Origin of the sequence: Klebsiella sp. K-3 (assembly GCF_051207495.1) — a bacterium.
GTDB lineage: Bacteria > Pseudomonadota > Gammaproteobacteria > Enterobacterales > Enterobacteriaceae > Klebsiella > Klebsiella aerogenes.
On record NZ_JBPNXF010000003.1, the window covers coordinates 187,618 to 210,339 of the forward strand.

A 22,722-nucleotide genomic window follows, 5' to 3' on the forward strand; every position below is an offset into this window, starting at 1 on the left:
TCCTACCCGTGATCCCTGAGCAAAGCACCTTCCGCGACCCATCACTAAACGACGCCGGAGTTATCCTCTTTATACCTCCACTGAAGGAGGCATATCGCGACCGCCCTGGCGCCTTTCATGGTGTTACGCTTATCCGTACTTTGCCAAATTATCGCTGCGGTAAGTACTGCAGCGGGTTGACGGATTTCCCCTTGTAACGAATTTCAAAATGTAATCTTGTTGAGCTGGTTCCGGTGCTACCCATGGTAGCGATTTTCTGCCCCGCTTTGACTTCCTGTTGCTCCCGAACCAGCATGGTATCGTTATGAGCGTAGGCACTCAGGTAATCATCGTTGTGTTTGATGATAATAAGATTACCGTAACCGCGCAGTGCGTTACCGGCATAGACGACGCGCCCATCGGCGGTCGCGACAATAGCCTGTCCTTTACTGCCTGCAATGTCGATACCTTTATTGCCGCCTTCCGCGCCGCTAAAGTTCTCGATAACCTTGCCATCAGTCGGCCAGCGCCATGATGAGATCGGCGAACTGGTAGACGTACTGCTTGCAGTCGGTTGGGTTGTGCTAACGGTTGATGGCGCCGTAACCGGAGCGACCGTTGTTGTGGTCGTTGCTGGTTTATTATTCGGCAACATCTTAGTAGCACTCTGTTCACCTGAAGATTCAGAATACGTAATAGTCGGTTGTGACGCAACCACTGCGGTGGATTTTTGTGCAGAAGTTGTGGTGGCCGTCGCACCGCCGCTTGCCTGCGCGCTAGCCTGAGATACCGGGTTTTCGCCGGTGATCGGCTGGCCTGCGGAGTTGCCGACCTGCAGCACCTGGCCCACGTTCAGCGCGTACGGCGCCGGGACGTTGTTGCGTTCCGCAAGGTCGCGGAAATCGTTGCCGGTGACCCACGCGATATAGAACAGGGTATCGCCGCGCTTAACGGTATAGGTACTGCCGCCGGTATAGCTACCTTTCGGAATATCGCCATATTTACGGTTGTAAACAATCTTACCGTTCACCGTCTGCACCGGTTGTTGAGCCATCGGCTGAACCTGAGTCGGCTGGGTCTGAATTGGCTGGGTCTGCATCGGTTGAATCGGCTGAGCCGGAGGAACTTGCTGCGCGCCGGAGGATGGCGGTGTAATCAGCATCCCGGAATTGGTGCTGGAGGACGCAGCGCCGCTTGCCGAATTCACCGGCGCAGGCGGATTATTGGTATTTGTACACCCGGCCAGCCAGAGTGAAACCAGTGACAACGCCGCAATACGGCTTACGGTAAATTTTGGGCTTCCCGCGCTCATTTATCCCCCAGGAATATGTTAACTGCCAATATCTTGCTTACCGGGCAGCGCCCGGCCAGGACACTGAAAAATGTGTCCACCCTACGCCTAAATTTAGGCAAAAAAAACCTGGAATAATCCGGGTTCAGGCCAGTTCCCCTCTGACGAGCGGAACAAAGCGAACGGCCTCGACGGTATCGATGAAAAATTCGCCGCCGCGGCGACGGATCCGCTTCAGGTACTGATGTTCTTCACCTACCGGTAAAACCAGCACGCCGCCTTCATCAAGCTGCGCCATCAGCGCGGCCGGAATTTCCGGCGGCGCGGCGGTGACGATAATCGCGTCAAAAGGCGCGCGAGCCTGCCAACCCTGCCATCCATCGCCATGACGGGTTGAAACATTATGTAAATCAAGTTGTTTAAGACGCCGACGCGCCTGCCACTGCAGGCTCTTAATCCGCTCAACCGAGCAGACGTGGTGCACGAGGTGCGCCAGGATCGCCGTCTGATAGCCGGAGCCGGTGCCGATTTCCAGCACTTTTGAGTCCGGCGTCAGTTCCAGAAGCTCCGTCATCCGCGCCACCATATAGGGCTGCGAGATGGTTTGCCCCTGGCCAATCGGCAGCGCGGTGTTTTCCCACGCCTTATGTTCAAAGGCTTCATCAACGAATTTCTCGCGCGGAACCTGCGCGATTGCCTCGAGGACTCGCTCATCGACGATGCCCTGAGTACGTAGCTGATTCAACAAACTTTCAACACGTTTACTTACCATTGCGTATCAACCCCGACGCGTTCTAACCAATCGGTTACCACCTCATGTGCCTGATGAGCGGTTAAATCGACATGCAATGGCGTGACGGAAACATAGCCTTCATCCACCGCCGCAAAATCGGTTCCCGGCCCGGCATCGCGCTTATCGCCCGGCGGGCCGATCCAGTACAGCGTATTGCCGCGCGGATCTTTTTGCGGAATGACCTGGTCAGCCGGATGCCGGTTGCCGCAGCGGGTCACGCGAATGCCTTTGATTTGCTCGAGGGGAAGATCCGGCACGTTGATGTTGAGGATCCGCCCGGTACGCAGCGGCTCGCGGCTTAACGCGCGCAAAATCGTGCACGTCACTGCCGCCGCGGTATCGTAATGTTGATAGCCGTTCAGCGAAACGGCAAGGGCGGGAAAACCAAGATGGCGGCCTTCCATCGCCGCCGCGACGGTACCGGAATAAATGACGTCATCGCCAAGATTGGGGCCCGCGTTGATTCCTGAGACCACAATATCCGGGCGCGGACGCATCAGCGCGTTAACGCCAAGATAAACGCAGTCGGTCGGGGTGCCCATCTGGACGGCGATATCGCCATTTTCAAAGGTGAACGTGCGTAGAGAAGATTCCAGCGTGAGCGAATTTGAGGCGCCGCTGCGATTACGATCGGGTGCAACAACCTGGACCTCGGCAAATTCGCGTAAGGCCTTCGCCAGGGTTTGGATCCCCGGCGCGTGGATACCGTCATCGTTACTCAGCAATATTCGCATAGTCACCCGTTGTATTGATAAGTTCCCTTACCACGCTGGTGGCAAAACTTCCCGCTGGCAGCCAGAAGCGCAGTTCAACAGTGACATCATCCCACCAGTTCCAGCACAATTGCTGCGGATACAGCAGCATCGCCCGGCGCGCGGCTTCGACTTTTTCGCGCGCCAGCAGCGCCTGTAGCGACGTTTCTTCGGCTATCGCGGCTTGCTCGGCGGCCAGCGCGTCGCGTTGGCTGCCCCAGTCGCCGCAGCCCGGCAGCGCAGCGGTAATCATCAGCTCGCGGTTATCGACCCGCGCCTGCAATTCCGCCAACTCTTCGGTGGTTGCCACAAACCAGCTTCCGCGCCCCGCTAATTGTAGCGCATCGCCATCAACAACCTGATTAAATTCCGTTTTTTTTAATCTAATTGCAACTTGCTGATTAAACAACGCGCTGCGTGCCGCCGACAACCAAAAACTGCGTTTATTGCGATCGCGCACCGGCTCGCCGCTCTCGGCCCAGCGCAATGCGCCCTGCAGGTTACTGCCGCCGATACCGAAGCGCTGCGCGCCGAAATAGTTCGGCACGCCGGCGGCGGCTATCGCCTGCAAGCGCTTTTCGACATCGTCGCGATCGCTGATTTCCCGCAGGATCAGCGTGAACTGGTTGCCCTTCAGCGCGCCTAAACGCAGCTTACGCTTATGGCGGGCATACTCCAGCACCTGGCAGCCTTCGAGCTGAAATTTGCTCAGATCCGGCATCTCTTTGCCCGGCACGCGGGCGCACAGCCACTGTTCGGTGACCGCGTGCTTATCCTTTTGCCCGGCAAAGCTCACTTCGCGCGCATGGATTTTAAGGAATTTCGCCAGCGCGTCGGCAACGAAACGGGTGTTGCAGCCATTTTTCAGAATCCGCACCAGCACATGTTCGCCTTCGCCATCAGGGGCGAAACCGAGGTCTTCGACCACCAGAAAGTCTTCCGGATTGGCCTTCAGCCGCCCCAGGCTGAGCGGCTTGCCGTGCAGGTATGTTAAGTCATCAAAGGCGATCATTGCGCAGCCTTACGCAGCAGCGCCACCGCTTCACAGGCGATGCCTTCGCCACGGCCGGTGAAGCCAAGCTTCTCGGTGGTGGTCGCTTTCACATTGACGTCGTCCATATGGCAGCCGAGATCTTCGGCGATAAACACGCGCATCTGCGGGATATGTGGCAGCATTTTTGGCGCCTGGGCGATGATGGTGACGTCAACGTTGCCAAGGGTATATCCCTTAGTCTGAATCCGCCGCCACGCTTCACGCAGCAGTTCCCGGCTATCCGCGCCTTTAAAGGCCGGATCGGTATCCGGGAACAGTTTACCGATGTCGCCGAGCGCCGCGGCGCCTAGCAGCGCGTCGGTCAGCGCATGTAGCGCGACGTCGCCATCGGAATGGGCGAGCAGCCCTTTCTCATAAGGAATACGTACCCCGCCAATAATAATTGGCCCTTCACCGCCAAAAGCGTGTACGTCAAAACCATGTCCAATTCGCATTAAGCCTTCTCCTGGTGTCGGGAACGGGTAAGGTAAAATTCGGCCAGCGCCAGATCTTCCGGGCGCGTTACTTTAATATTATCAGCTCGTCCGGCGACCAATTCGGGATGGAAGCCGCAGTACTCCAGCGCCGACGCTTCATCGGTGATGGTCGCGCCTTCATCCAGCGCGCGCGTCAGGCAGTCAAATAGCAGTTCACGCGGGAAAAATTGCGGCGTCAGCGCATGCCATAAATCATTGCGTTCAACGGTATGGGCGATCGCGGTTTTGCCCGGTTCGGCACGCTTCATGGTATCGCGCACCGGCGCCGCCAGTATGCCGCCGACGCGGCTGGTTGCACTCAGCGCCAGCAGTCGCGAGAGATCGTCCTGATGCAGGCACGGCCGCGCGGCATCATGAACCAGCACCCATTGCGCATCCGCTAACGCTTTCAGCCCCGCCAGTACCGAATCGGCACGCTCGGCGCCGCCGTCAACGACGGTGACCTGCGGATGGTGGGCTAAGGGAAGTTGACTAAAGCGGATATCGCCGGGGCTAACGGCGATGACCACTCGCTGAACGCGCTCGTTCGCCAGCAGCGCGGCGACCGCATGTTCGAGAATCGTTTTGTTACCGATTGAGAGATATTGTTTCGGGCACTCCGTTTGCATACGGCGGCCAAAACCGGCTGCCGGCACCACGGCGCAAACGCCCGGAAAAGTGGCTGCCATATTGTCATCCTGGGCTTGTTTATCGATTATTCTGCGCAGAACCCTGATTGCGTTTTGATGCATCCGGCACCAGACGATAGAACGTTTCGCCCGGGCGGGTCATGCTGAGTTCATTGCGCGCGCGTTCCTCGATCGCCTCCTGACCGCCGTTGAGATCGTCAATTTCGGCGAAAAGCTGATCGTTGCGCGCTTTTAATTTGGCGTTAGTGGCCTGCTGAGCGGAGACATCGTCATTAACCCGGCTATAGTCGTGCAAACCATTTTTGCCAAACCACAGCGAGTACTGTAGCCAGACCAGCAAAGCTAATAATAGCAGCGTTAATTTACCCATCCTGCCCCCTGAAAAACGGCATCATCATCCCATAACTCGCCGGAGTACTCTACCCTGGCGCGCGGACGATGCCGCGTAACGCGGGGACTGTACCACATTTTTGCGATGGATACCCAGGCTTGATTCATCCCAAAAAGGCTATCCCAACAGCCAGAGGAACAGCAGACCAAACATCAGCCCGACGGTTAAAATCGTCGCGCAAACGCTGTAGATCAGCTTGCCGTCCAGTAATGAATGTAGCGCAATACCGACCACCACGGCGACCGGCATAATGGCAAGGAAGAAAGGCCAGGTATAGAGGAAGAAAAAGAGCGTATTACCGCCATACATGAGGAAGGGAATACCCAGCGCCAGCAGCCATGAAATAAAGCCCACGGCGGCGCCCGACAAAGACCAGGTGGTCTCGTCGCCGGCCGCCGGAGGCGGTTCTGAACGAATAATACTGAGGTTCTGGGTATTGCGCATATCGAATCCTGTTGACCGGGCGACCGGCACCCCTCGATGCCGTTGCCTTTTCAGGATCTGATAATATCGCTCTGTCGAAGCAGGTCTAATAGTTGGTGCACCAAATTTGTTACCAATTGTTCACCATCCAGATGAATTTCAGCGTTCTCCGGGGATTCATAGACCGAATCAATACCGGTAAAATTACGCAGCTCCCCTGCCCGCGCCTTCTTGTACAGTCCTTTCGGATCCCGCGTCTCACAAGTGGCCAGAGGAGTATCGACAAACACTTCGATAAAGCGTCCTTCCCCCAAACGCTCGCGCACCATCTGCCGTTCCGCTCGATGCGGAGATATAAACGCCGTCAATACAACCAGCCCGGCATCGACCATCAGCTTAGCCACTTCACCGACGCGGCGAATGTTCTCTTTGCGATCGTCGTCACTGAATCCCAGATCGCTACACAGCCCGTGGCGCACATTATCGCCGTCAAGCAAATAGGTGCTCACGCCAAGCTCGTGCAGCGCCTCTTCCAGCGCCCCGGCGACGGTGGATTTACCCGACCCCGAGAGGCCGGTAAACCACAGCACCACGCCGCGATGGCCATGATGCTGTTCGCGCTGCTCGCGGGTGACAGGATGCGCATGCCAGACGACGTTTTCGTCATGCCGGGCCATTACTTGCCTCCCAGCAGATCGCGCGCGTCCCAGTGCGGGAAGTGTTTACGAATCAATTGATTCAGTTCCAGCTCAAAGGCGCTGTACTGTGACGTCGGAGCCTGCGCCTGCAGGTGCGGTTCGTTGACCATTCCCGCGCCCACCGTCACGTTGCTCAGGCGATCGATAAAGATAAGCCCGCCGGTCACCGGATTGTCCTGATACGGATCGAGCACCAGCGGCTCGTCAAAGGTCAGCTCCACCAGCCCGATGCCGTTCAGCGGCAGGGTTTCGACTTCACGCTGGGTCAGATTATTGATGTCCACCTGATAGCGGATAGCGTCAACGCGGGCGCGGGTTTTCTTGCCAGCCACTTTAATGTCATAGCTCTGGCCCGGCGACAGCGCCTGTTCCGCCATCCACACGACGTCGATGCTGGCGCTTTGTACCGCAGGTAACGAGGCGGCGGCGTCAACCAGCAAATCGCCGCGGCTGATGTCGATTTCATCTTTCAGGACGATAGTGATCGCTTCCCCCGCTCCGGCCTGCGGCAGGTCGCCGTCAAAGGTGACAATACGCGCCACGTTCGACTCCACGCCCGACGGCAATACTTTCAGGCGCTGGCCAACGGTGACCGTACCGGAAGCGACGGTGCCGGAGAAGCCGCGGAAATCCAGGTTCGGACGGTTCACGTACTGCACCGGGAAGCGCAGCGGCTGGCTTTCAACCTCGCGCTGAATGTCAACGGTTTCCAGCACTTCCAGCAGCGTCGGGCCGCTGTACCACGGCATTTTATCGCTCTGGGTGGCGACGTTATCCCCTTCCAGCGCCGACAGCGGCACAAAACGGATATCAAGCTTGCCCGGCAGCTGTTCGGCGAAAGTCAGATAATCTTCACGAATTTCATTGAAGCGCGCTTCGCTGAACTCGACGAGATCCATTTTGTTCACCGCGACCACCAGGTGCTTAATCCCCAATAGCGTGGAGATAAAACTATGGCGGCGAGTCTGGTCGAGCACGCCTTTGCGGGCGTCAATCAGCAGGATCGCCAGATCGCAGGTGGACGCGCCGGTCGCCATATTACGGGTGTACTGCTCATGGCCCGGCGTGTCGGCAATGATAAATTTGCGTTTCTCAGTCGAGAAGTAGCGATAGGCGACATCAATGGTGATGCCCTGCTCGCGCTCGGCCTGCAGGCCATCCACCAGCAGCGCCAGATCCAGTTTCTCGCCCTGAGTACCGTGACGCTTGCTGTCATTGTGCAGGGAAGAGAGCTGATCTTCATAAATCTGGCGCGTATCGTGCAGCAGACGGCCAATCAAGGTGCTTTTGCCGTCATCGACGCTGCCGCAGGTCAGAAAACGCAGCAGGCTTTTGTACTGTTGCGCGTGCAGGTAAGCTTCTACGCCGCCTTCATTAGCAATTTGTTGTGCAATCGTAGTGTTCATGGCGGCTCCTTAGAAATAACCCTGACGTTTTTTCAGCTCCATGGAGCCTGCCTGGTCGCGGTCAATGACGCGCCCCTGACGTTCGCTGGTGGTGGATACCAGCATCTCTTCAATAATTTCCGGCAGCGTTTGCGCGTTGGACTCTACCGCGCCGGTCAGCGGCCAGCAGCCGAGGGTACGGAAGCGTACCATCTGCTTTTTGATCATCTCGCCCGGCTGCAGATCGATACGGTCGTCATCGATCATCATCAGCATGCCGTCGCGCTCCAGTACCGGGCGCTCTGCCGCCAGGTACAGCGGGACAATTTCAATATTTTCCAGGTAGATGTACTGCCAGATATCCAGCTCGGTCCAGTTAGAGAGCGGGAAGACGCGAATGCTTTCGCCTTTGTTAATCTGACCGTTGTAGTTGTGCCACAGCTCCGGACGCTGATTTTTCGGGTCCCAGCGGTGGAAACGATCGCGGAAGGAGTAAATTCGCTCTTTAGCGCGGGATTTCTCTTCATCGCGACGCGCGCCGCCGAATGCGGCATCAAAGCCATATTTGTTCAGCGCCTGCTTCAGGCCTTCGGTTTTCATGATATCGGTATGCTTGGCGCTGCCGTGAACGAACGGATTGATGCCCATCGCCACCCCTTCCGGGTTTTTATGCACCAACAGCTCACAGCCGTAGGCTTTGGCGGTACGGTCACGGAACTCGTACATCTCACGGAATTTCCAGCCGGTATCGACGTGCAGCAGCGGGAACGGCAGGGTTCCCGGATAAAACGCTTTGCGCGCCAGATGCAGCATTACGCTGGAATCTTTACCGATGGAGTACATCATCACCGGGTTAGAGAATTCGGCGGCCACCTCACGAATGATATGGATGCTTTCCGCCTCCAGTTGCCGCAGGTGAGTGAGTCGTTTTTGGTCCATAACCGTTCCTTAAGCCAGATTTACCACCGAAGAGTTAAACCCCTCGCTAGATGTTGTGTGTTGAAACCAGGCGAGCTGCTGATGCAGCTGTACCACTTCGCCCACCACCAGTAGCGCGGGCATTGGGGCATCTTTTGCCAGATGTTCGAGCTGTTGTAACGTGCCGGTCAGCGTCTGCTGATCCTCGCGGGTGCCGCGGGAAATCACCGCCACCGGGGTATTCGCGTCGCGGCCATGGGCGATCAGCTGAGCGCTGATGTCCGCCGCTTTCATGGTGCCCATATAAATCGCCAGCGTTTGTTGGCTCTTCGCCAGCAGCGCCCAGTCAAACGGCGCGCTGTCTGATTTATAGTGACCGGTGACAAAGACAGCGCTTTGCGCGTAATCGCGATGGGTCAGCGGGATACCGGCATAGGCCGTCGCGCCCGCCGCGGCGGTAACGCCTGGCACCACCTGGAACGGGATCCCGGCGGCGGCGGCGGCCTGCAGCTCTTCAGCGCCGCGCCCGAAGATAAACGGGTCGCCGCCCTTAAGGCGCACCACCGTTTTCCCCGCTTTGGCGGCCTCCACCAGCATCTGATTCGTTTCGTGCTGCGGCACAGAGTGCTCGCCCGCGCGCTTGCCAACGCAGATCATTTCGGCATCGCGTCGCACCAGTTCGCGCACGCTCTCGGTCACCAGGTGGTCATAAAACACCACGTCCGCCTGCTGAATCGCCTGCAGGCCGCGTAGCGTCAGCAGCCCGGCATCCCCCGGACCGGCGCCCACCAGAATAATTTCACCCACGCTGCGTTCCGGCCTGTCGAGTTCATCCTGTAGCGCACGTTCCGCCGCCGCATGGTTACCGGCCACCATCAGGCTGGCGAAGCGCCCGGTGAAAACGCGCTCCCAGAAGCGACGACGCGCCTCGGTGGTGGTCAGTCGGGTTTTCAGATGATGGCGCCAGTAGCTCGCCGTTTCGGCCAGCCGTCCAAGATTCGTGGGTAATAGCGCTTCGATTTTTTCACGCAGAATGCGCGACAGCACCGGCGCCTTGCCGCTGGAGGAGATAGCCACCAGCAGCGGCGATCTGTCGACAATAGAAGGAAAGACGAATGAGCACAGTTGCTGGTCATCCACCACGTTCACCAGGCGGTAGCGGGCGTTAGCCGCGGCAAACACCCGCTGGTTGAGTTCACGATCGTCGGTTGCGGCAATCACCAGAAATACGTCGTCCACCAGCTGTTCATCAAAGGCGGTTGCCCGCCAGCTGATTTGCTGACGTTCAACCTGTTCAGCGAGCTCTGGCGACAGGACGGCGGCGACCACCTGTACCTTCGCCTGCGCCCGCAGCAAGAATTTAATCTTGCGGACGGCAATTTCACCGCCGCCGATAACCAGCACGGGTCTCTCTTTCAACTCGGCAAACAGGGGCAAGTAATCCACGGCGCAACAACTCTCTTACATTCAGCAATAGAGGGACTATAGGGGGCGGCTTTGAGCAAATGAAATTACGAAATGGAATGAGTTGTGACGCAAAAGAATAACGAGCTGGAAATCTAAATATCAAAAAGTGCTTAACGCGCGAGTTTTCCGCTATTTAAGAGCAAATGAAATTGTTTAAGCGGCGTCACAGTTTCATACTAACGCGGTCGAAATGTTTCGCTCGTGTAAGGACCCATTATGTTTTCCGCGATGTGCCGTCGTCTGCTTCCGCTGACGCTTGGCGCAGGTTTTGTCTTCTCCGCCGCCCCGGCATTCAGCGCTCTGGGCGACACCGCAAATACTCAGGCCCGCCATATTGCCACCGTCTTCCCCGGAAGAATGACCGGTACGCCGGCCGAGATGCTTTCAGCCGATTATCTTCGCCAGCAGTTTGCCCAGATGGGTTATCAGAGCGACGTGCGTAACTTTAATACCCGCTACATCTATACCGACAGCAACCAACGTAAGAACTGGCACAACGCCACCGGCAGCACGGTTATCGCCGCGCATGAAGGCCAGTCTCGTCAGCAAATTATCATTATGGCGCACCTCGATACCTATGCGCCACAGAGCGATAAAGACGTAGAAAACAACCTCGGCGGCCTGACGCTGCAGGGGATCGACGATAACGCGATGGGGCTCGGGGTGCTGCTGGAACTGGCGGAACATTTAAAGAACGTCCCCACCCGTTACGGCATTCGCTTTATCGCCACCAGCGGCGAGGAAGAAGGCCGCCTGGGCGCGCAAAATTTGCTGAAACGCATGAGCGAGGCGGAAAAGAAAAACACGCTGCTGGTGATTAATCTCGACAACCTGGTGGTCGGCGATAAGCTCTATTTCAACAGCGGGCGCAGTACGCCGGCGTCGGTACGCAAGTTGACCCGCGATCGCGCGCTGGCTATCGCCCGGAGTCACGGCATCGCCGCGTTCACCAATCCCGGGCTGAATCCGGAGTTCCCGAAAGGTACCGGCTGCTGTAACGACGCCAGCGTTTTTGACAGCGCCGGGATCCCGGTGCTCTCCGTGGAAGCGACCAACTGGTCGCTCGGTAAGAAAGATGGCTATCAGCAGCGCAGTAAAACCCGCAGCTTCCCGCAGGGTACTAGCTGGCATGACGTACAACTGGATAACCAACAATATATCGACAAGGCGCTGCCGGGAAGGATCGAGCACCGCGGGCGCGATGTCGTAAATGTGATGCTGCCGCTGGTGAAAGAGCTGGCGAAGGCAGAACAAGGTAAAACAGGGAAATCCTGATTATTCTGATACCGGGGCCAAAGCATGGCCCCAGTGATTATTCATCAAGAAAGCTATTCTTTTTCAGACTCTGCTCTTCGTAGTATTCTCGCCGGGCTAAACCGGCAATCAAGATAACCACTTCAAGTACCGCCGCCGTCGCGGATATTTTCACGAAGGTAAGCGCTTCCATTGGCGTCAGCCATAGCTGGATAATCGCCAACAGCGCCCAGCCAGTCAGAATAATCAGGCTGGTAATAACGGTTTTTTTCATGCGTCTTTTTCAAGAATAACAACATAGGCTTCACGTTTGAAAAAGAGCATCATACGGCGGATGTCCTTTTCCATGGTCACGACACGCCAGCCCTCTTTCGCATTCTTGTTCAGGAAGTCAGAGAATTTTACCGGATTAACTTTAGATGCACCAAACAACATGCTACCCAACATACCTTCCTGATAAATAACAGTTTTATATTGCTTCACAGAGTTTTCCTTTATCCATTACAAATAATACACCAGATTCCATTCATATTGCATATAATACCTTTAAATAACTATTGAATCAGTAATTAATGCAATTTCGACATATTAAATGCATAAAAAGAAAAATAACAAGTTTTTTTACAATGTCGTTTAATATTATCAATTAGGTTTAACTATTTATTAAAGGAATGATTCTCCAGAGCTATATTATTTTTTTATTAGATACATAAGTTAAATAGAGAGTGAAATTGTGGGCGTAGATATATTGTGTAGGATTGCAACAGTAAGAATGGAGAATACGGTTCTGATTTTACCTTAGACTCATTGCAGACGGTTTATCTCCGACCCAATGACTGATATCCAGATCCAGTATCGCCTGCTGAAGCGGTGTAGGGTGCTCAATTAAAGGAAATATAGCCTTAATACCGCAGACGGCGGGAAGATGCTCACCTCCCGCTCGGTGATGGCGATTACCTTTCGCCAGCAGACCTGCAGCGGCATTGGTTGGCTGACTTGAGAGAAAAAACAGGTCGATGAGCTACTCCAGTCGGACAGCACGACCGTAGCGGGAATAAATCACGACAGCTGATTGAACCGTTCATTACCTTCATCGTCATCCCAGCACAACGGAATATTAATGCGCGGAAACAGCGCCTTCGACAGCCGCGGCAAGATTGTCATTGGTATAGAGTTGCTGGAAGGAACGGGCAAACTTTCCACAGTCATGCCAGCATAGCAGGTGATAATCGTCGCCTCCGCCAGCATCTCCCCGTCGGGTTTTCCCCCAGTGCTTATAAATTGACACGGCATATCCAGTGGTATAATAAAAATCGAATATGCAATTTACTCTTTTAAACCATTTAAAAGATGACCTCCCTCAATATAATTACTTATTATTCATACACATAAACAGCCATATAACATTCATAAAACCAATCAAACAGCCGTATCAACACAAATATCATGACCAGGAAAATAGACATTCTTATGAAAAATGATATGAATCAGTCTAAACATCAAACAATGAAAGCTCATTAATACAAAGATGATGTTATAGAAAAATATCGTCTCTAAATTCACAAAACTCAACAATTCAAACTTCAAAATTATAAATTAACATTTAGCAATATCACTTACAAAAGCATTCGCTCGGATTATCATTGACAATAAAAATCACCCGCCATCTTCGCCATCAACATACCCATAATAACTAATATGAGTTAAACACATTCTTCAAAAAAATGAGAGCAAAGCAAAGAAAACCATTCGACGTACTAAAGTGAATTTAGGAAAAACGAACAATATGTAAAATCAAAAAACTAACAAACACACGCACTCATTTGAAATAAAAAGAAATTTAACAATCTATAAAAAGAATAGAATTGAAGTTAATAAATAGAAATTCATATACTCCACCCCCTAATCATAACCGTGCATGATTGCATCACAATATTGATGAAGACACCACATTGACTTGTTCATGTTAAGCGAATACATTTTATCTCATCGGCAACACGCTATCTCAAAAAATAATAAGCCTTATTCTATTAAGCGTATAATTGATAACGTGACATTGCAGGTGTTTATAAAATTAATGGGTGCAATAAAATCAACACATATATTCATGTAACATAATTCATATACGCCAGTCGCAGGCAGCCCCATTACTTAAAAGGCCAATTAATAAAAGCCCGTTGATTTGATTATAGAAATTTAAAAACCCCTGGGATAAAGAACCATATAAAACATAGTCAGGATGGTTCTTTGAGTAATTAACTAGACCATTTGTATTACCGCGTATTAATGACTAATGCGTAATCTAGGGCTCCGGCCCTTAATTTTAAATCAGGATGAATTGTTATGAATAAAAAGGTTCTTGCTATAGCTCTGGTCGCTGCATTTGCAGGTATGGGTGTGGCTCAGGCAGCAACAAGCGTCACCGCACAGTCCGTTGCCACCTGGTCCGCAACCGCGAAAAAAGATACCACCAGCAAACTGGTTGTTACTCCGCTGGGAAGCCTGACTTTCCAGTATGCTGACGGCATCAAAGGCTTTAACACTCAGAAAGGTCTGTATGACGTCACCGTTGAAGGCGACACCACTGCAACTGGCTTCAAACTGACCTCCCGTCTGCTGACCAACACCCTGACTCAGCTGGATACTTCCGGTTCCACCCTGAGCGTGGGCATCGATTATAACGGCACCGCCATTGATAAGGCTTCCGATACCGTGATGATCGATACCGCGAACAACATTCTGGGCGGTAACCTGAGCGCCCTGTCCAACGGTTATAACACCGCGGGCCGTACCAGCGCACAGGATAGCTTCACCTTCTCCATCAATGGCGGCACCTCCGACGGTAAGACTGCTGTAACTGATTACAGCACCCTGCCGGAAGGTATCTGGAGCGGCGACGTTAGCGTGCAGTTCGACGCAACCTGGACCAGCTGATTTTTTTATATTGCATCAAGCAGGGGTCGCTCCCCTGCTTTTTCATGGATGAAATCATATGAAATATCGTCTTCTGGCAGTCTGTCTGTTTTTAAGCGGGATCGCTCCCGCCAGTGCGCTGGACGTGGGGGATATTTCCTCTTTTATGAACAGCGGCAGCAGTACGCTAAGTAAAGAAGTTAAGAATACGACCGATAGCGGTCGCCTGATTACGATTCAGCTTGAACGCCTCTCCTCCCCGCTGGAAGATGGCCGCGTGATCCCAATGTCATCGCGAGATGAAGTGCTACAAACTCCCGCCAGCCTGCTGATGCCGGCAAAGAGCAGCGAACAAATCCGCTTTTTCTATAAAGGCCCTGCCGATGACCAGGAGCGCTATTACCGCATCGTCTGGTTCGATCAGGCCCTGGGCGACGCGCAAAAAACCGGCGCCCGGCGCAATGCAGTAGCCACGGCTTCCGCCCGCATCGGCACCATTCTGGTCGTCGCGCCGCGCAAGGTGAACTTCCGCTATCAGTATAACAACGGCTTAATGACCAATACCGGTAACGCCACGTTGCGCATCCTGGCCTACGGCCCCTGCCTGAAGGCCGCCGACGGTAAGGAATGCAAAGAGAGCTATTTCCTGATGCCGGGCAAAGACCGTCGCTTCACCCGCGTAAATGTCGCAGATAAAAAAGGGCGAGTCGCGCTGTGGCAGGGCGAGCAGTTTGTACCGGTAAAATAGATTAATAACCATGGGATAGGGATATGTCCTCATTATGGAATCGTCATGGACGTCGTGTATTAATCACGTCCGGAATTGTCGTGTTTTCGTCTCCCTGTTTCGTTATGGCTGACGCAGAAAAAATATCGCAGATTGGCGGCGTTATTATTCCCCAAACGTTTCGCGTGGCGCTGCAAGACGGCATGAGCCTGCCGCTGTTTATTCACCTCGAAGGCAATAGTGGAACGCAGGACGACCAGCGCATCGGTAGCGCTTTTATCTGGCTGGATAACGGTAAGGTGCGCCTACGACAAATCCGTCTGGAAGATAAAGAGCAAAACGCCACCGTCAGCGATCAGATCAGGCAAACGCTGACGCAAATGGCGGATGAACCCTTTAACAAATCGCTGAGCATCCCGCTGTCCGCCGACGCTAAGCTTCAGTTCGACCTGCGCCGGCTACTGCTGCAGTTGGTGGTTAAAAAAGGGGCGCTTGGCACCGTGCTGCGCTCGCGTAGCGAAGATATCGGCCAGTCCAGCGTGGACGGCCTGAGCAGTAGCCTGACCTACAACCTCGGGGTCTATAACAACCAGATGAGCAGCGGCGGCGATAGCACCTCCAGCTATCTGTCATTGAACAACGTTATCGCATTGCGCGAACACCATCTGGTACTGGACGGTTCGATATACGGCGCCGGGACCAGCAATCAGAATCAGCAGTTGTATAAAGCAATGTACGAGCGAGATTTCGCTGGCCACCGTTTTGCCGGCGGTATGCTCGACACCTGGAATTTACAGTCGCTCGGCCCAATGACCGCCATTTCCGCGGGTAAAATATATGGCGCCTCCTGGGGGAACCAGGCCAGCTCTACGGTATTTGATAACAGTCAGTCGGTCACCCCGATCGTCGCCTTTTTATCCGCCGCCGGTGAAGTACACCTGAAGCGCGATGGACGACTGCTCAGCGTGCAGAACTTCGCGATGGGTAACCACGAAGTGGATACCCGCGGGCTGCCCTACGGGATCTACGATATTGAAGTTGAAGTCATCATTAACGGCCGCTCGGTCAGCAAACGCACGCAGCGAGTCAACAAATTGTTCTCCCGCGGGCGCGGCGCGGGCGCGCCGCTGGCCTGGCAGGTATGGGGCGGCAGCTTCCATATGGACCGCTGGTCGCAAAGCGGCAGAAAAACACAAGAGGCGAAAGATACCTGGCTGGCTGGCGTGTCTTCCTCCGGCGCCATCAGTACCTTAAGCTGGGCGGCAACAGGCTACGGTTACGACACCAGCGCGGTGGCCGAAGCGCGCTTTACCCTGCCGCTAACCAACTCCATTAACCTCAACTTGCAAAATATGGCGGCCAGCGACGGCTCATGGAGCGCCATCAGCAGCGTGAGCGCTACGCTGCCGGGCGGTTTCAGCTCCGTATGGGTTAACCAGGAGAAAACCTCGATTGGCGACACGCTGCGCCGTAGCGATGCCGATAACCGGGCCATTGGCGGCTCGTTAAACCTTGGTTCGCTGTGGTCGAAACTAGGTACTTTCAGCATCAGCTACAACGACGACCGAGAAAACAACAGCCACTACTACACCGCTGATTACTATCAGACTATTTATAGCGGCTCATTCGGCTCTCTGGGTCTGCGCGCCGGGATCCAGCGCTTTAACAACTCGGGAAGCAGCAGCAATAGCGGCAGCGATACCGGGAAATATATCGCCCTTGACCTGTCGCTGCCGCTAGGCAACTGGCTCAGCGCCGGTATGTCGCACCAGAACGGCTATTCAACGGCAAACCTCTCGGCGCGTAAGCGTTTTAAAGAAGGCCCAATTCGTACCATCGGCGCCAATATGTCGCGGGCGGTTTCCGGCAATACCGGCGATGACAAAACCCTCAGCGGCGGCGCCTATGCGCAGTTCGAAACCCGCTATGCCAACGGCACGCTGAACGTCAACAGCGGCGCCGATGGCTATGTTAATACCAACCTGAGCGCCAGCGGCAGCGTCGGCTGGCAGGGAAAACATATCGCCGCCAGCGGCCGCACCGACGGCAACGCCGGGGTGATTTTCCATACCGGTCTGGAGGATGACGGTCAGCTGAGCGCCAAGGTTAATGGCCGCATCGTGCAGCTCTCCGGCAATCGCAACTATCTGCCGCTGTCGCCATACAACCGTTATGAAGTGGAACTGCAGAACAGCAAAAACTCGCTGGACAGCTACGACATCGTGAGCGGACGTAAAAGCCGCCTGACGCTCTATCCGGGCAACGTGGCGGTGCTGGAGCCGGAAGTGAAGCAGATGGTCACGGTGTCCGGGCGCATCCGCGCCGAGGACGGCAGCCTGCTGGCGAATGCCCACATCAGCAACCATATCGGGCGTACCCGCACCGACGATAACGGTGAGTTTGTGATGGATGTTGATAAGAAATTCCCGGTCATCGACTTCAACTACGGCAAAGGACAGAGCTGCGAAGTGGCGCTGGATCTGAACCAGGCGCGCGGCGCGGTATGGGTTGGCGACGTGGTGTGCAGCGGCCTGCAAAGCTATGCGGGCGTGCAGGAAAAGGAAGATGGGCATGAAAGCTAATGGGTTGTTAGGGTTAATTTCGCAGAACACGCCGGATAACAGCGTGTGGTACGGCGACGTAAGCGCCTCAGGAGAAATTCATGTACAAACGACGTGGCGCGACAATAATTAGCCGCCTGCGGGCGGCAATTTGCCTGCTGGCGCTGGGTCTGCCGCTGGCCGCGCAGGCGATGTCGGTCGGTAATCTGACCTTCTCCCTCTCCCCGGAGGCGGCGTTTGCCGCCAAGCGGGTGCTGAACAACAACAAAAGCGCGCGCCTGTACCAGGTGTCGGTGAGCGCCATCGACCGCCCCGGCGGCAAAGAGGTGCGCTCCCGCCCGGCGGACGGCGAGCTGCTGTTCGCCCCGCGGCAAATAACCCTGCAGGCCGGAGAAGGCGAATATTTCAAATTTTACTACCACGGCCCGAAGGATAACCGCGAACGTTATTACCGGGTCATGTTCCGCGAAGTTCCCTCCTTTAACCACGTGGCGCGTAAGGCATCGGGAGCCGGCGTCAGCATGGAGCCGGTGGTGGTAATGGACACAATCCTGGTGGTGCGCCCGCGCGAAGCGAACTTCAAATGGACCCTCGACCGGGCGAGCGGCACCCTCAGCAATACCGGCAATACCTGGTTCAAGCTGCTGATTAAGCCGGGATGCAACACCACGGAAGAAGAAGGGGACGCATGGTATCTGCGCCCTGGCGATGTCGTCCGCCAGCAGGGGCTGCGCCAGCCGGGCAACCACTATATCGTCTATAACGAAAAATTTATCAAAATAACCGACGACTGCCCGCTGAAGTGAAATACCGGCGCGGTGATCGATATGGCAGGAGGCCAGTATGAAAATTAAAGGATTAGCAGGGTTAATGGCGCTGGTCGCGGCGCTGTACGCGGCGCAGGCGGGGGCGGCGACGAAAGTCACCAAAGGCGACATGTCCGGGAGCTTCGCGTTTATCGAAGACCAGATCGATAATACCTACTTTGTTACGAATATAGGTTCATCAGCACTGCCCATGATGTCCGGGGCCAACCGCTGGGTTGATCTTTCGTGGTGGGATAATGTACGAGATTACATGTATCAGAATACTCCTGGGTATATTTCAACACAAAATATAAGGATTTATCATGCTGGGATAAATAGTATGGCCGATTTATGGCTTGAAAACGCGCCGGTATCTTATGCGTTAACCGGGATCCCTTGCTCGTATATAGATAATATGTGCACCAGTGCCACAGGCAGGAATCCTGTTATTGTGACAACGGACACATCCGTAACCGATGCCCAGGGGGTGTACGGTCTCCTGCTTCCCTTTACCGGGATGGAGTATTTGAGCGGCAGTATCTCAGATGCTTTTTTTCAATATCTGCTTCAGATGGGCGCCGGCAGCAGCTTCTCAATGACCCTCAATGAATGCCTGACCGCCCAAACGGGTAGCAGTACATACGATGCAAGTACCGGCGCCCGCTGTAAAGACCAGAGTGATGCGACCTGGTACGCCACACGCCTCACTTATACCAAAGGCGTGCACCTGAGGTTACTTAACTCCGGCGCCCTTGATGAAGTCTACATCAACAGCGATGGCGTCCCGACCCCCGGTGAAGGCAATACTAACTGCAGAGTGCAAAATATTGGTAGCCTCTCCGGCCTCGCCTGCAGGATGGTGAACTACAGCTTCAACGGAACGGGTGGCTCCGCAATACGCGTTTACCCGGTGCTGAACAACTCCGCGTTGGTCTCGGCTGTTAAATCAGAGGATATGCAGTTCAGTCTGGACGGCAGTGCATGGAAACAGACATCGTTAACCCGCAACGCGAGCTCCGCCGCCAACTACTACCTTCTTGATGAGATGGCCTCCTCCAGCGCCATTTATGTGTTCTTTTCGGACAACTTCTTTAAACAGATGGTGGCATCCGGTCTCAGCGATACTAATAGCCAGGATATAATGTATTTTCGCCTCTACAACGATCGCGCATCCACTTTCTCACCAGATGCCGACCAGGCATATGAATTTTACACCTCCAATTCACTGGAGATAAAACCCCGCGAATTCAGCATCAATATCTCCTCTGAAGACTACAGCGACGCCCCAACGCGCGAAGGCTACGTTGGCCGTGATGAACCCTCGCTCGACTTTAACTATATCGTCACCACCAGCGGTAAGACCGCCGCCGACGAGGTGCTGATTAAAGCCACCGGCCCGACGCAGCAAATTAACGGCCGCGCCTACTGTATCTTCAGCGCCGACGACAGCACCATCAAGGTTCCCTTCCCGGCCACGCTCTCCTTCACCAAACAGGATGGCAGCATCAAGACCTATGACGCGGGCTGCGACGGCAGCTGGCGCGATATGACCGACGCGCTGTGGCTCACTTCGGCATGGACCGATATCTCCGGCGAACCCGGCGTCATGGATAAAGCCACGGTGAAATTTTCGATTCCCATGAATGATGATATTTCGCAGAAAACGCTGGATAACAACGAGTGGTACGGCGACGTCAGCGCCTCAGGAGAAATTCACGTTCAGGCCACGTGGCGCGATATTAATTAACCTCCGGGCTGATTCAGACCCGGAATCACGCTAAAAATTGGTAAACAGAGAATTACCATGAAAATAAACCACTGGGGCATTTTGGGGCTGGCCGGCGCGTTATTTCACGTCGCGCCATCGGCTATGGCTGATACGCAGCAAACGACGTTATTCGTTGAAAATAATATCGACAGTAGCTTTTTTATTACTTACACCGGTAGCGAAGTTGTTATTTCCGGCTCCAACCGCTGGGGCAGCATGCGTTTGCGCTCGGCAGGATATCAAACTTCCCTCGGATATATTTCAGACAACCAATATTTTGCTACACAAACCGAGGGAGATTTATGGCTGGATAATCCGCCAATTTCCTATCTGATGGCAGGACAAAGTTGTGATTCATATGGGCCGTCAGCCAGAAGCGGTTGTGATGAAAGCACCTCGACCCTACCCGGAGCTGTTGTGGAGAAGAACGGTATTTACGGTGCCAAAGTGGATACAAACCTCAGAGGGACCTTATCAGAGCTTTTTACCAGTATATGCAGCAAATGCCAACCGGCAGCAGCTTTTCAATGGTGATGTATACCTGTGCGACAAGCACAACCTACGACCCGACGAGCACCTGGCGCTGTTCCCGGGTAGCCCCTTTCTATAGCTCTGGCACTGTAACTATTACTAAAAGCGCTCACCTTACGCTTATTAACACCAATTCTGTTGATGAAGTCTTTATCAATAGCGATGGCGTACCCACGCCCGCCGAAGGAAATACCAACTGCAAATTGCAAACCGTAGGCGCCCATTCAGGATTGGCCTGCAAGATGGTCTCTTATAGTCTGGACGGCGGCGGCGGGGCGCAAAGCGTTCTGGTTTATCCGATGATCCTTAATAGTGCGCTGGCAGCGATTGTCCCTTCGCAGGGATCGTATGATATGCAGTTTAGTCTTGACGGCAGTACGTGGAAACCGGTGAGCAATTCGAGCGTACAGAGCTACACACTAGGGGAACTGACGTCGTCCAGCGCGATTTATTTCTTTTTTTCCGAAAGATTATTTAAAAAAATGGTGGAGTCAGGCATTACTGACACCGATAGCAAAGATTTGTTGAATTTACGCATCGAAAGGCCGAACGGCACTCCTACAATCAGTAGGATGTATGAATTTACCACGTCTAATTCACTGTTAATTAAGCCGCGCGATTTCAGTATTAGCATTACCGCTAAAGACTATAGCGACGCCCCTTCGCTTGCTGGTTACGTTGGCGAGGACGAACCCTCATTAGATTTTAACTACATTGTCACTACTACCGGTAAAACCGCCGCCGATGAGGTACTGATTAAAGCCACCGGCCCGACGCAGCAAATTAACGGCCGCGCCTACTGCATCTTCAGCGCCGACGACGGCAGCATTAAAGTGCCCTTCCCGGCTACGCTTTCCTTCAGCAAACAGGATGGCAGCATCAAGACCTATGACGCGGGCTGCGACGGCAGCTGGCGCGATATGACCGATGCGCTATGGATAACCTCAGCGTGGACCGATATCTCCGGCGAGGCAGGGACGATGGACAAAGCTACGGTGAAATTTTCTATTCCGATGAACGATGAAATTTCGCTGAAAACGCTGGATAACAATGAGTGGTACGGTGATGTCAGCGCTTCCGGAGAGATCTACGTTCAGGCCACGTGGCGCGATATAAATTAAGCCTTTGGCGGCTTTCGCCGCCAAGTCTGCCACATAACACTTAGCCTTCGTGTAATCCGCACTCGCGCTTGAGGCCAAAGAAGCGGGTCTCTTCTTCCGCCATACCGGGTTCCCATTTACGGGTGGTGTGAGTGTCACCGACGGACAAATACCCCTGCTCCCAGAGCGGGTGGTATTTCAGGCCGTGCTTTTGCAGATACTGATAAACCGTCCGGTTATCCCAGTCGATAATCGGCAGCAGCTTAAAGACGCCGCGCTGGATAGCCAGTACCGGTAAATGCGCCCGGCTGCCGGACTGCTCGCGGCGCAGGCCCGCGAACCAGGTGCGGGTATTGAGCTCCTTCAGCGCCCGGTTCATCGGCTCAACTTTGTTGATTTCATTGTACTTCTCAATGCCTTCAACGCCCTGCTCCCACAGTTTGCCGTAACGCGCTTCCTGCCAGGCGGCGCTTTCCGTCGCCCGGTAGACTTTAAGGTTCAGGTTGAGCTTCTCGGTTAATTCATCAATAAACTGATAGGTTTCCGGGAACAGATAGCCGGTATCGGTCAGGATCACCGGAATGTCCGGGCGCAGCTGGTTCACCAGATGCAGGCTGACCGCCGCCTGAATACCAAAGCTTGAAGAGAGCGCATAGTCGCCGGGCAGGTTTTCCAGCGCCCATGCCACGCGTTCTTCGGCGCTGAGTTTTTCCAGCTGAGTGTTAACTTCCGCCAGCGCCATGACGCGTTCTACTTTCGGTAGCTCATTCAGCGCGTTTAGATCGAGTTTGGACATAGATTCCTCA

The 22,722-nt window shown here is 54.3% G+C and carries 22 protein-coding genes and 2 pseudogenes; 8 read left to right on the forward strand and 16 right to left on the reverse strand.

All coding sequences use genetic code 11. The features are described 5' to 3' along the window. Positions 1-148: 148 nt before the first annotated feature. The 12 genes from nlpD to cysG all read right to left on the reverse strand — a co-directional run bounded on the left by nlpD (position 149) and on the right by cysG (position 10,226). Positions 149-1,291 (reverse strand): murein hydrolase activator NlpD, encoded by a 1,143-nt coding sequence (gene nlpD, locus ACSEMK_RS05975; protein WP_045361378.1) that lies wholly within the window; start codon positions 1,289-1,291, stop codon positions 149-151. A gap of 124 nt (positions 1,292-1,415) precedes the next feature. Then, on the reverse strand, positions 1,416-2,042 hold the full coding sequence (locus tag ACSEMK_RS05980) for a protein-L-isoaspartate(D-aspartate) O-methyltransferase (RefSeq protein WP_087858575.1): 627 nt from the start codon (positions 2,040-2,042) through the stop codon (positions 1,416-1,418). After that, entirely contained in the window at positions 2,036-2,797 is a 762-nt protein-coding gene (surE, locus tag ACSEMK_RS05985; RefSeq protein ID WP_015369987.1) for a 5'/3'-nucleotidase SurE, read from the reverse strand. Before surE ends, ACSEMK_RS05980 begins: the two co-directional genes overlap by 7 nt. Then, positions 2,778-3,827, reverse strand: a complete 1,050-nt coding sequence (gene truD / locus ACSEMK_RS05990) for a tRNA pseudouridine(13) synthase TruD (RefSeq protein ID WP_213317173.1) — start codon at positions 3,825-3,827, stop codon at positions 2,778-2,780. Before truD ends, surE begins: the two co-directional genes overlap by 20 nt. Continuing rightward, a complete protein-coding gene (ispF, locus tag ACSEMK_RS05995) occupies positions 3,824-4,303 on the reverse strand; it encodes a 2-C-methyl-D-erythritol 2,4-cyclodiphosphate synthase (protein ID WP_308958021.1) in 480 nt (159 codons plus the stop codon). Before ispF ends, truD begins: the two co-directional genes overlap by 4 nt. Beyond that, a complete protein-coding gene (gene ispD / locus ACSEMK_RS06000; RefSeq protein ID WP_430914636.1) occupies positions 4,303-5,013 on the reverse strand; it encodes a 2-C-methyl-D-erythritol 4-phosphate cytidylyltransferase in 711 nt (236 codons plus the stop codon). The genes ispF and ispD overlap by 1 nt, the downstream gene beginning before the upstream one ends. 19 nt (positions 5,014-5,032) lie before the next feature. After that, entirely contained in the window at positions 5,033-5,344 is a 312-nt protein-coding gene (gene ftsB, locus ACSEMK_RS06005; protein WP_015369983.1) for a cell division protein FtsB, read from the reverse strand. A 138-nt stretch (positions 5,345-5,482) separates the two neighbouring features. Then, a complete protein-coding gene (locus tag ACSEMK_RS06010) occupies positions 5,483-5,809 on the reverse strand; it encodes a DUF3561 family protein (RefSeq protein ID WP_047044281.1) in 327 nt (108 codons plus the stop codon). 50 nt (positions 5,810-5,859) lie between these two features. Next, entirely contained in the window at positions 5,860-6,465 is a 606-nt protein-coding gene (gene cysC, locus ACSEMK_RS06015) for an adenylyl-sulfate kinase (RefSeq protein ID WP_047044279.1), read from the reverse strand. Then, positions 6,465-7,892, reverse strand: a complete 1,428-nt coding sequence (gene cysN / locus ACSEMK_RS06020) for a sulfate adenylyltransferase subunit CysN (protein ID WP_430914638.1) — start codon at positions 7,890-7,892, stop codon at positions 6,465-6,467. The genes cysC and cysN overlap by 1 nt, the downstream gene beginning before the upstream one ends. A 9-nt stretch (positions 7,893-7,901) precedes the next feature. Then, positions 7,902-8,810: a sulfate adenylyltransferase subunit CysD gene (gene cysD / locus ACSEMK_RS06025; protein WP_015369979.1), complete on the reverse strand. Its 909-nt coding sequence runs from the start codon at positions 8,808-8,810 to the stop codon at positions 7,902-7,904. Positions 8,811-8,819: 9 nt separating this feature from the next. Further along, a complete protein-coding gene (gene cysG / locus ACSEMK_RS06030) occupies positions 8,820-10,226 on the reverse strand; it encodes a siroheme synthase CysG (RefSeq protein ID WP_162750123.1) in 1,407 nt (468 codons plus the stop codon). A 246-nt stretch (positions 10,227-10,472) separates the two neighbouring features. On the opposite strand from cysG, the gene ACSEMK_RS06035 reads away from it, so the two are divergent. Then, positions 10,473-11,531: an aminopeptidase gene (locus ACSEMK_RS06035; protein ID WP_271032876.1), complete on the forward strand. Its 1,059-nt coding sequence runs from the start codon at positions 10,473-10,475 to the stop codon at positions 11,529-11,531. 37 nt (positions 11,532-11,568) lie between these two features. Here the strand turns inward: ACSEMK_RS06035 and ACSEMK_RS06040 are convergent, their stop codons facing one another. The 3 genes from ACSEMK_RS06040 to ACSEMK_RS06050 all read right to left on the reverse strand — a co-directional run bounded on the left by ACSEMK_RS06040 (position 11,569) and on the right by ACSEMK_RS06050 (position 12,798). Further along, positions 11,569-11,784 carry a hypothetical protein gene (locus ACSEMK_RS06040; RefSeq protein ID WP_087858581.1) on the reverse strand — a complete coding sequence of 72 codons (216 nt, stop codon included), beginning with the start codon at positions 11,782-11,784 and terminating at the stop codon, positions 11,569-11,571. Next, positions 11,781-11,993 carry a DUF4177 domain-containing protein gene (locus ACSEMK_RS06045; protein WP_271032875.1) on the reverse strand — a complete coding sequence of 71 codons (213 nt, stop codon included), beginning with the start codon at positions 11,991-11,993 and terminating at the stop codon, positions 11,781-11,783. The genes ACSEMK_RS06040 and ACSEMK_RS06045 overlap by 4 nt, the downstream gene beginning before the upstream one ends. 634 nt (positions 11,994-12,627) lie before the next feature. Then, positions 12,628-12,798 (reverse strand): hypothetical protein, encoded by a 171-nt coding sequence (locus ACSEMK_RS06050; RefSeq protein WP_183269043.1) that lies wholly within the window; start codon positions 12,796-12,798, stop codon positions 12,628-12,630. A gap of 1,055 nt (positions 12,799-13,853) precedes the next feature. On the opposite strand from ACSEMK_RS06050, the gene ecpA reads away from it, so the two are divergent. From ecpA to ACSEMK_RS06085, 7 genes and pseudogenes are all read left to right on the forward strand, one after another. After that, a complete protein-coding gene (gene ecpA / locus ACSEMK_RS06055) occupies positions 13,854-14,444 on the forward strand; it encodes a common pilus major fimbrillin subunit EcpA (RefSeq protein WP_047044252.1) in 591 nt (196 codons plus the stop codon). 58 nt (positions 14,445-14,502) lie between these two features. Continuing rightward, positions 14,503-15,171, forward strand: a complete 669-nt coding sequence (locus ACSEMK_RS06060; RefSeq protein WP_087858585.1) for a hypothetical protein — start codon at positions 14,503-14,505, stop codon at positions 15,169-15,171. A gap of 23 nt (positions 15,172-15,194) precedes the next feature. Further along, positions 15,195-17,732: a CS1-pili formation C-terminal domain-containing protein gene (locus tag ACSEMK_RS06065; RefSeq protein WP_430914639.1), complete on the forward strand. Its 2,538-nt coding sequence runs from the start codon at positions 15,195-15,197 to the stop codon at positions 17,730-17,732. Between the two features lie 16 nt (positions 17,733-17,748). Next, positions 17,749-17,844 (forward strand): annotated as a pseudogene (locus ACSEMK_RS06070) (hypothetical protein); the annotation flags it as partial. After that, positions 17,813-18,517 carry a fimbria/pilus periplasmic chaperone gene (locus ACSEMK_RS06075; RefSeq protein WP_430914640.1) on the forward strand — a complete coding sequence of 235 codons (705 nt, stop codon included), beginning with the start codon at positions 17,813-17,815 and terminating at the stop codon, positions 18,515-18,517. The pseudogene ACSEMK_RS06070 and the gene ACSEMK_RS06075, both read left to right, overlap by 32 nt. 37 nt (positions 18,518-18,554) lie before the next feature. Further along, positions 18,555-20,264, forward strand: a complete 1,710-nt coding sequence (locus ACSEMK_RS06080) for a hypothetical protein (protein WP_087858588.1) — start codon at positions 18,555-18,557, stop codon at positions 20,262-20,264. 57 nt (positions 20,265-20,321) lie between these two features. Then, a pseudogene (locus tag ACSEMK_RS06085) lies at positions 20,322-21,937 on the forward strand (fimbrial adhesin EcpD). A 40-nt stretch (positions 21,938-21,977) separates the two neighbouring features. Here the strand turns inward: ACSEMK_RS06085 and cysH are convergent. Beyond that, on the reverse strand, positions 21,978-22,712 hold the full coding sequence (gene cysH, locus ACSEMK_RS06090; RefSeq protein ID WP_032709016.1) for a phosphoadenosine phosphosulfate reductase: 735 nt from the start codon (positions 22,710-22,712) through the stop codon (positions 21,978-21,980). Positions 22,713-22,722: the final 10 nt, after the last annotated feature.

Coding starts and splice junctions, on each gene's coding strand:
- cysD (WP_015369979.1), bottom strand. CDS start 8,810: ATGGACCAAAAACGACTCACTCACCTGCGGCAACTGGAGGCGGAAAGC.
- ecpA (WP_047044252.1), top strand. CDS start 13,854: ATGAATAAAAAGGTTCTTGCTATAGCTCTGGTCGCTGCATTTGCAGGT.
- ACSEMK_RS06010 (WP_047044281.1), bottom strand. CDS start 5,809: ATGCGCAATACCCAGAACCTCAGTATTATTCGTTCAGAACCGCCTCCG.
- surE (WP_015369987.1), bottom strand. CDS start 2,797: ATGCGAATATTGCTGAGTAACGATGACGGTATCCACGCGCCGGGGATC.
- ACSEMK_RS06040 (WP_087858581.1), bottom strand. CDS start 11,784: ATGAAAAAAACCGTTATTACCAGCCTGATTATTCTGACTGGCTGGGCG.
- ispD (WP_430914636.1), bottom strand. CDS start 5,013: ATGGCAGCCACTTTTCCGGGCGTTTGCGCCGTGGTGCCGGCAGCCGGT.
- ACSEMK_RS06060 (WP_087858585.1), top strand. CDS start 14,503: ATGAAATATCGTCTTCTGGCAGTCTGTCTGTTTTTAAGCGGGATCGCT.
- truD (WP_213317173.1), bottom strand. CDS start 3,827: ATGATCGCCTTTGATGACTTAACATACCTGCACGGCAAGCCGCTCAGC.
- nlpD (WP_045361378.1), bottom strand. CDS start 1,291: ATGAGCGCGGGAAGCCCAAAATTTACCGTAAGCCGTATTGCGGCGTTG.
- ACSEMK_RS06075 (WP_430914640.1), top strand. CDS start 17,813: ATGTACAAACGACGTGGCGCGACAATAATTAGCCGCCTGCGGGCGGCA.
- ACSEMK_RS06080 (WP_087858588.1), top strand. CDS start 18,555: ATGAAAATTAAAGGATTAGCAGGGTTAATGGCGCTGGTCGCGGCGCTG.
- ACSEMK_RS06035 (WP_271032876.1), top strand. CDS start 10,473: ATGTTTTCCGCGATGTGCCGTCGTCTGCTTCCGCTGACGCTTGGCGCA.
- ACSEMK_RS05980 (WP_087858575.1), bottom strand. CDS start 2,042: ATGGTAAGTAAACGTGTTGAAAGTTTGTTGAATCAGCTACGTACTCAG.
- ACSEMK_RS06065 (WP_430914639.1), top strand. CDS start 15,195: ATGTCCTCATTATGGAATCGTCATGGACGTCGTGTATTAATCACGTCC.
- cysN (WP_430914638.1), bottom strand. CDS start 7,892: ATGAACACTACGATTGCACAACAAATTGCTAATGAAGGCGGCGTAGAA.
- ispF (WP_308958021.1), bottom strand. CDS start 4,303: ATGCGAATTGGACATGGTTTTGACGTACACGCTTTTGGCGGTGAAGGG.
- cysC (WP_047044279.1), bottom strand. CDS start 6,465: ATGGCCCGGCATGACGAAAACGTCGTCTGGCATGCGCATCCTGTCACC.
- cysH (WP_032709016.1), bottom strand. CDS start 22,712: ATGTCCAAACTCGATCTAAACGCGCTGAATGAGCTACCGAAAGTAGAA.
- ftsB (WP_015369983.1), bottom strand. CDS start 5,344: ATGGGTAAATTAACGCTGCTATTATTAGCTTTGCTGGTCTGGCTACAG.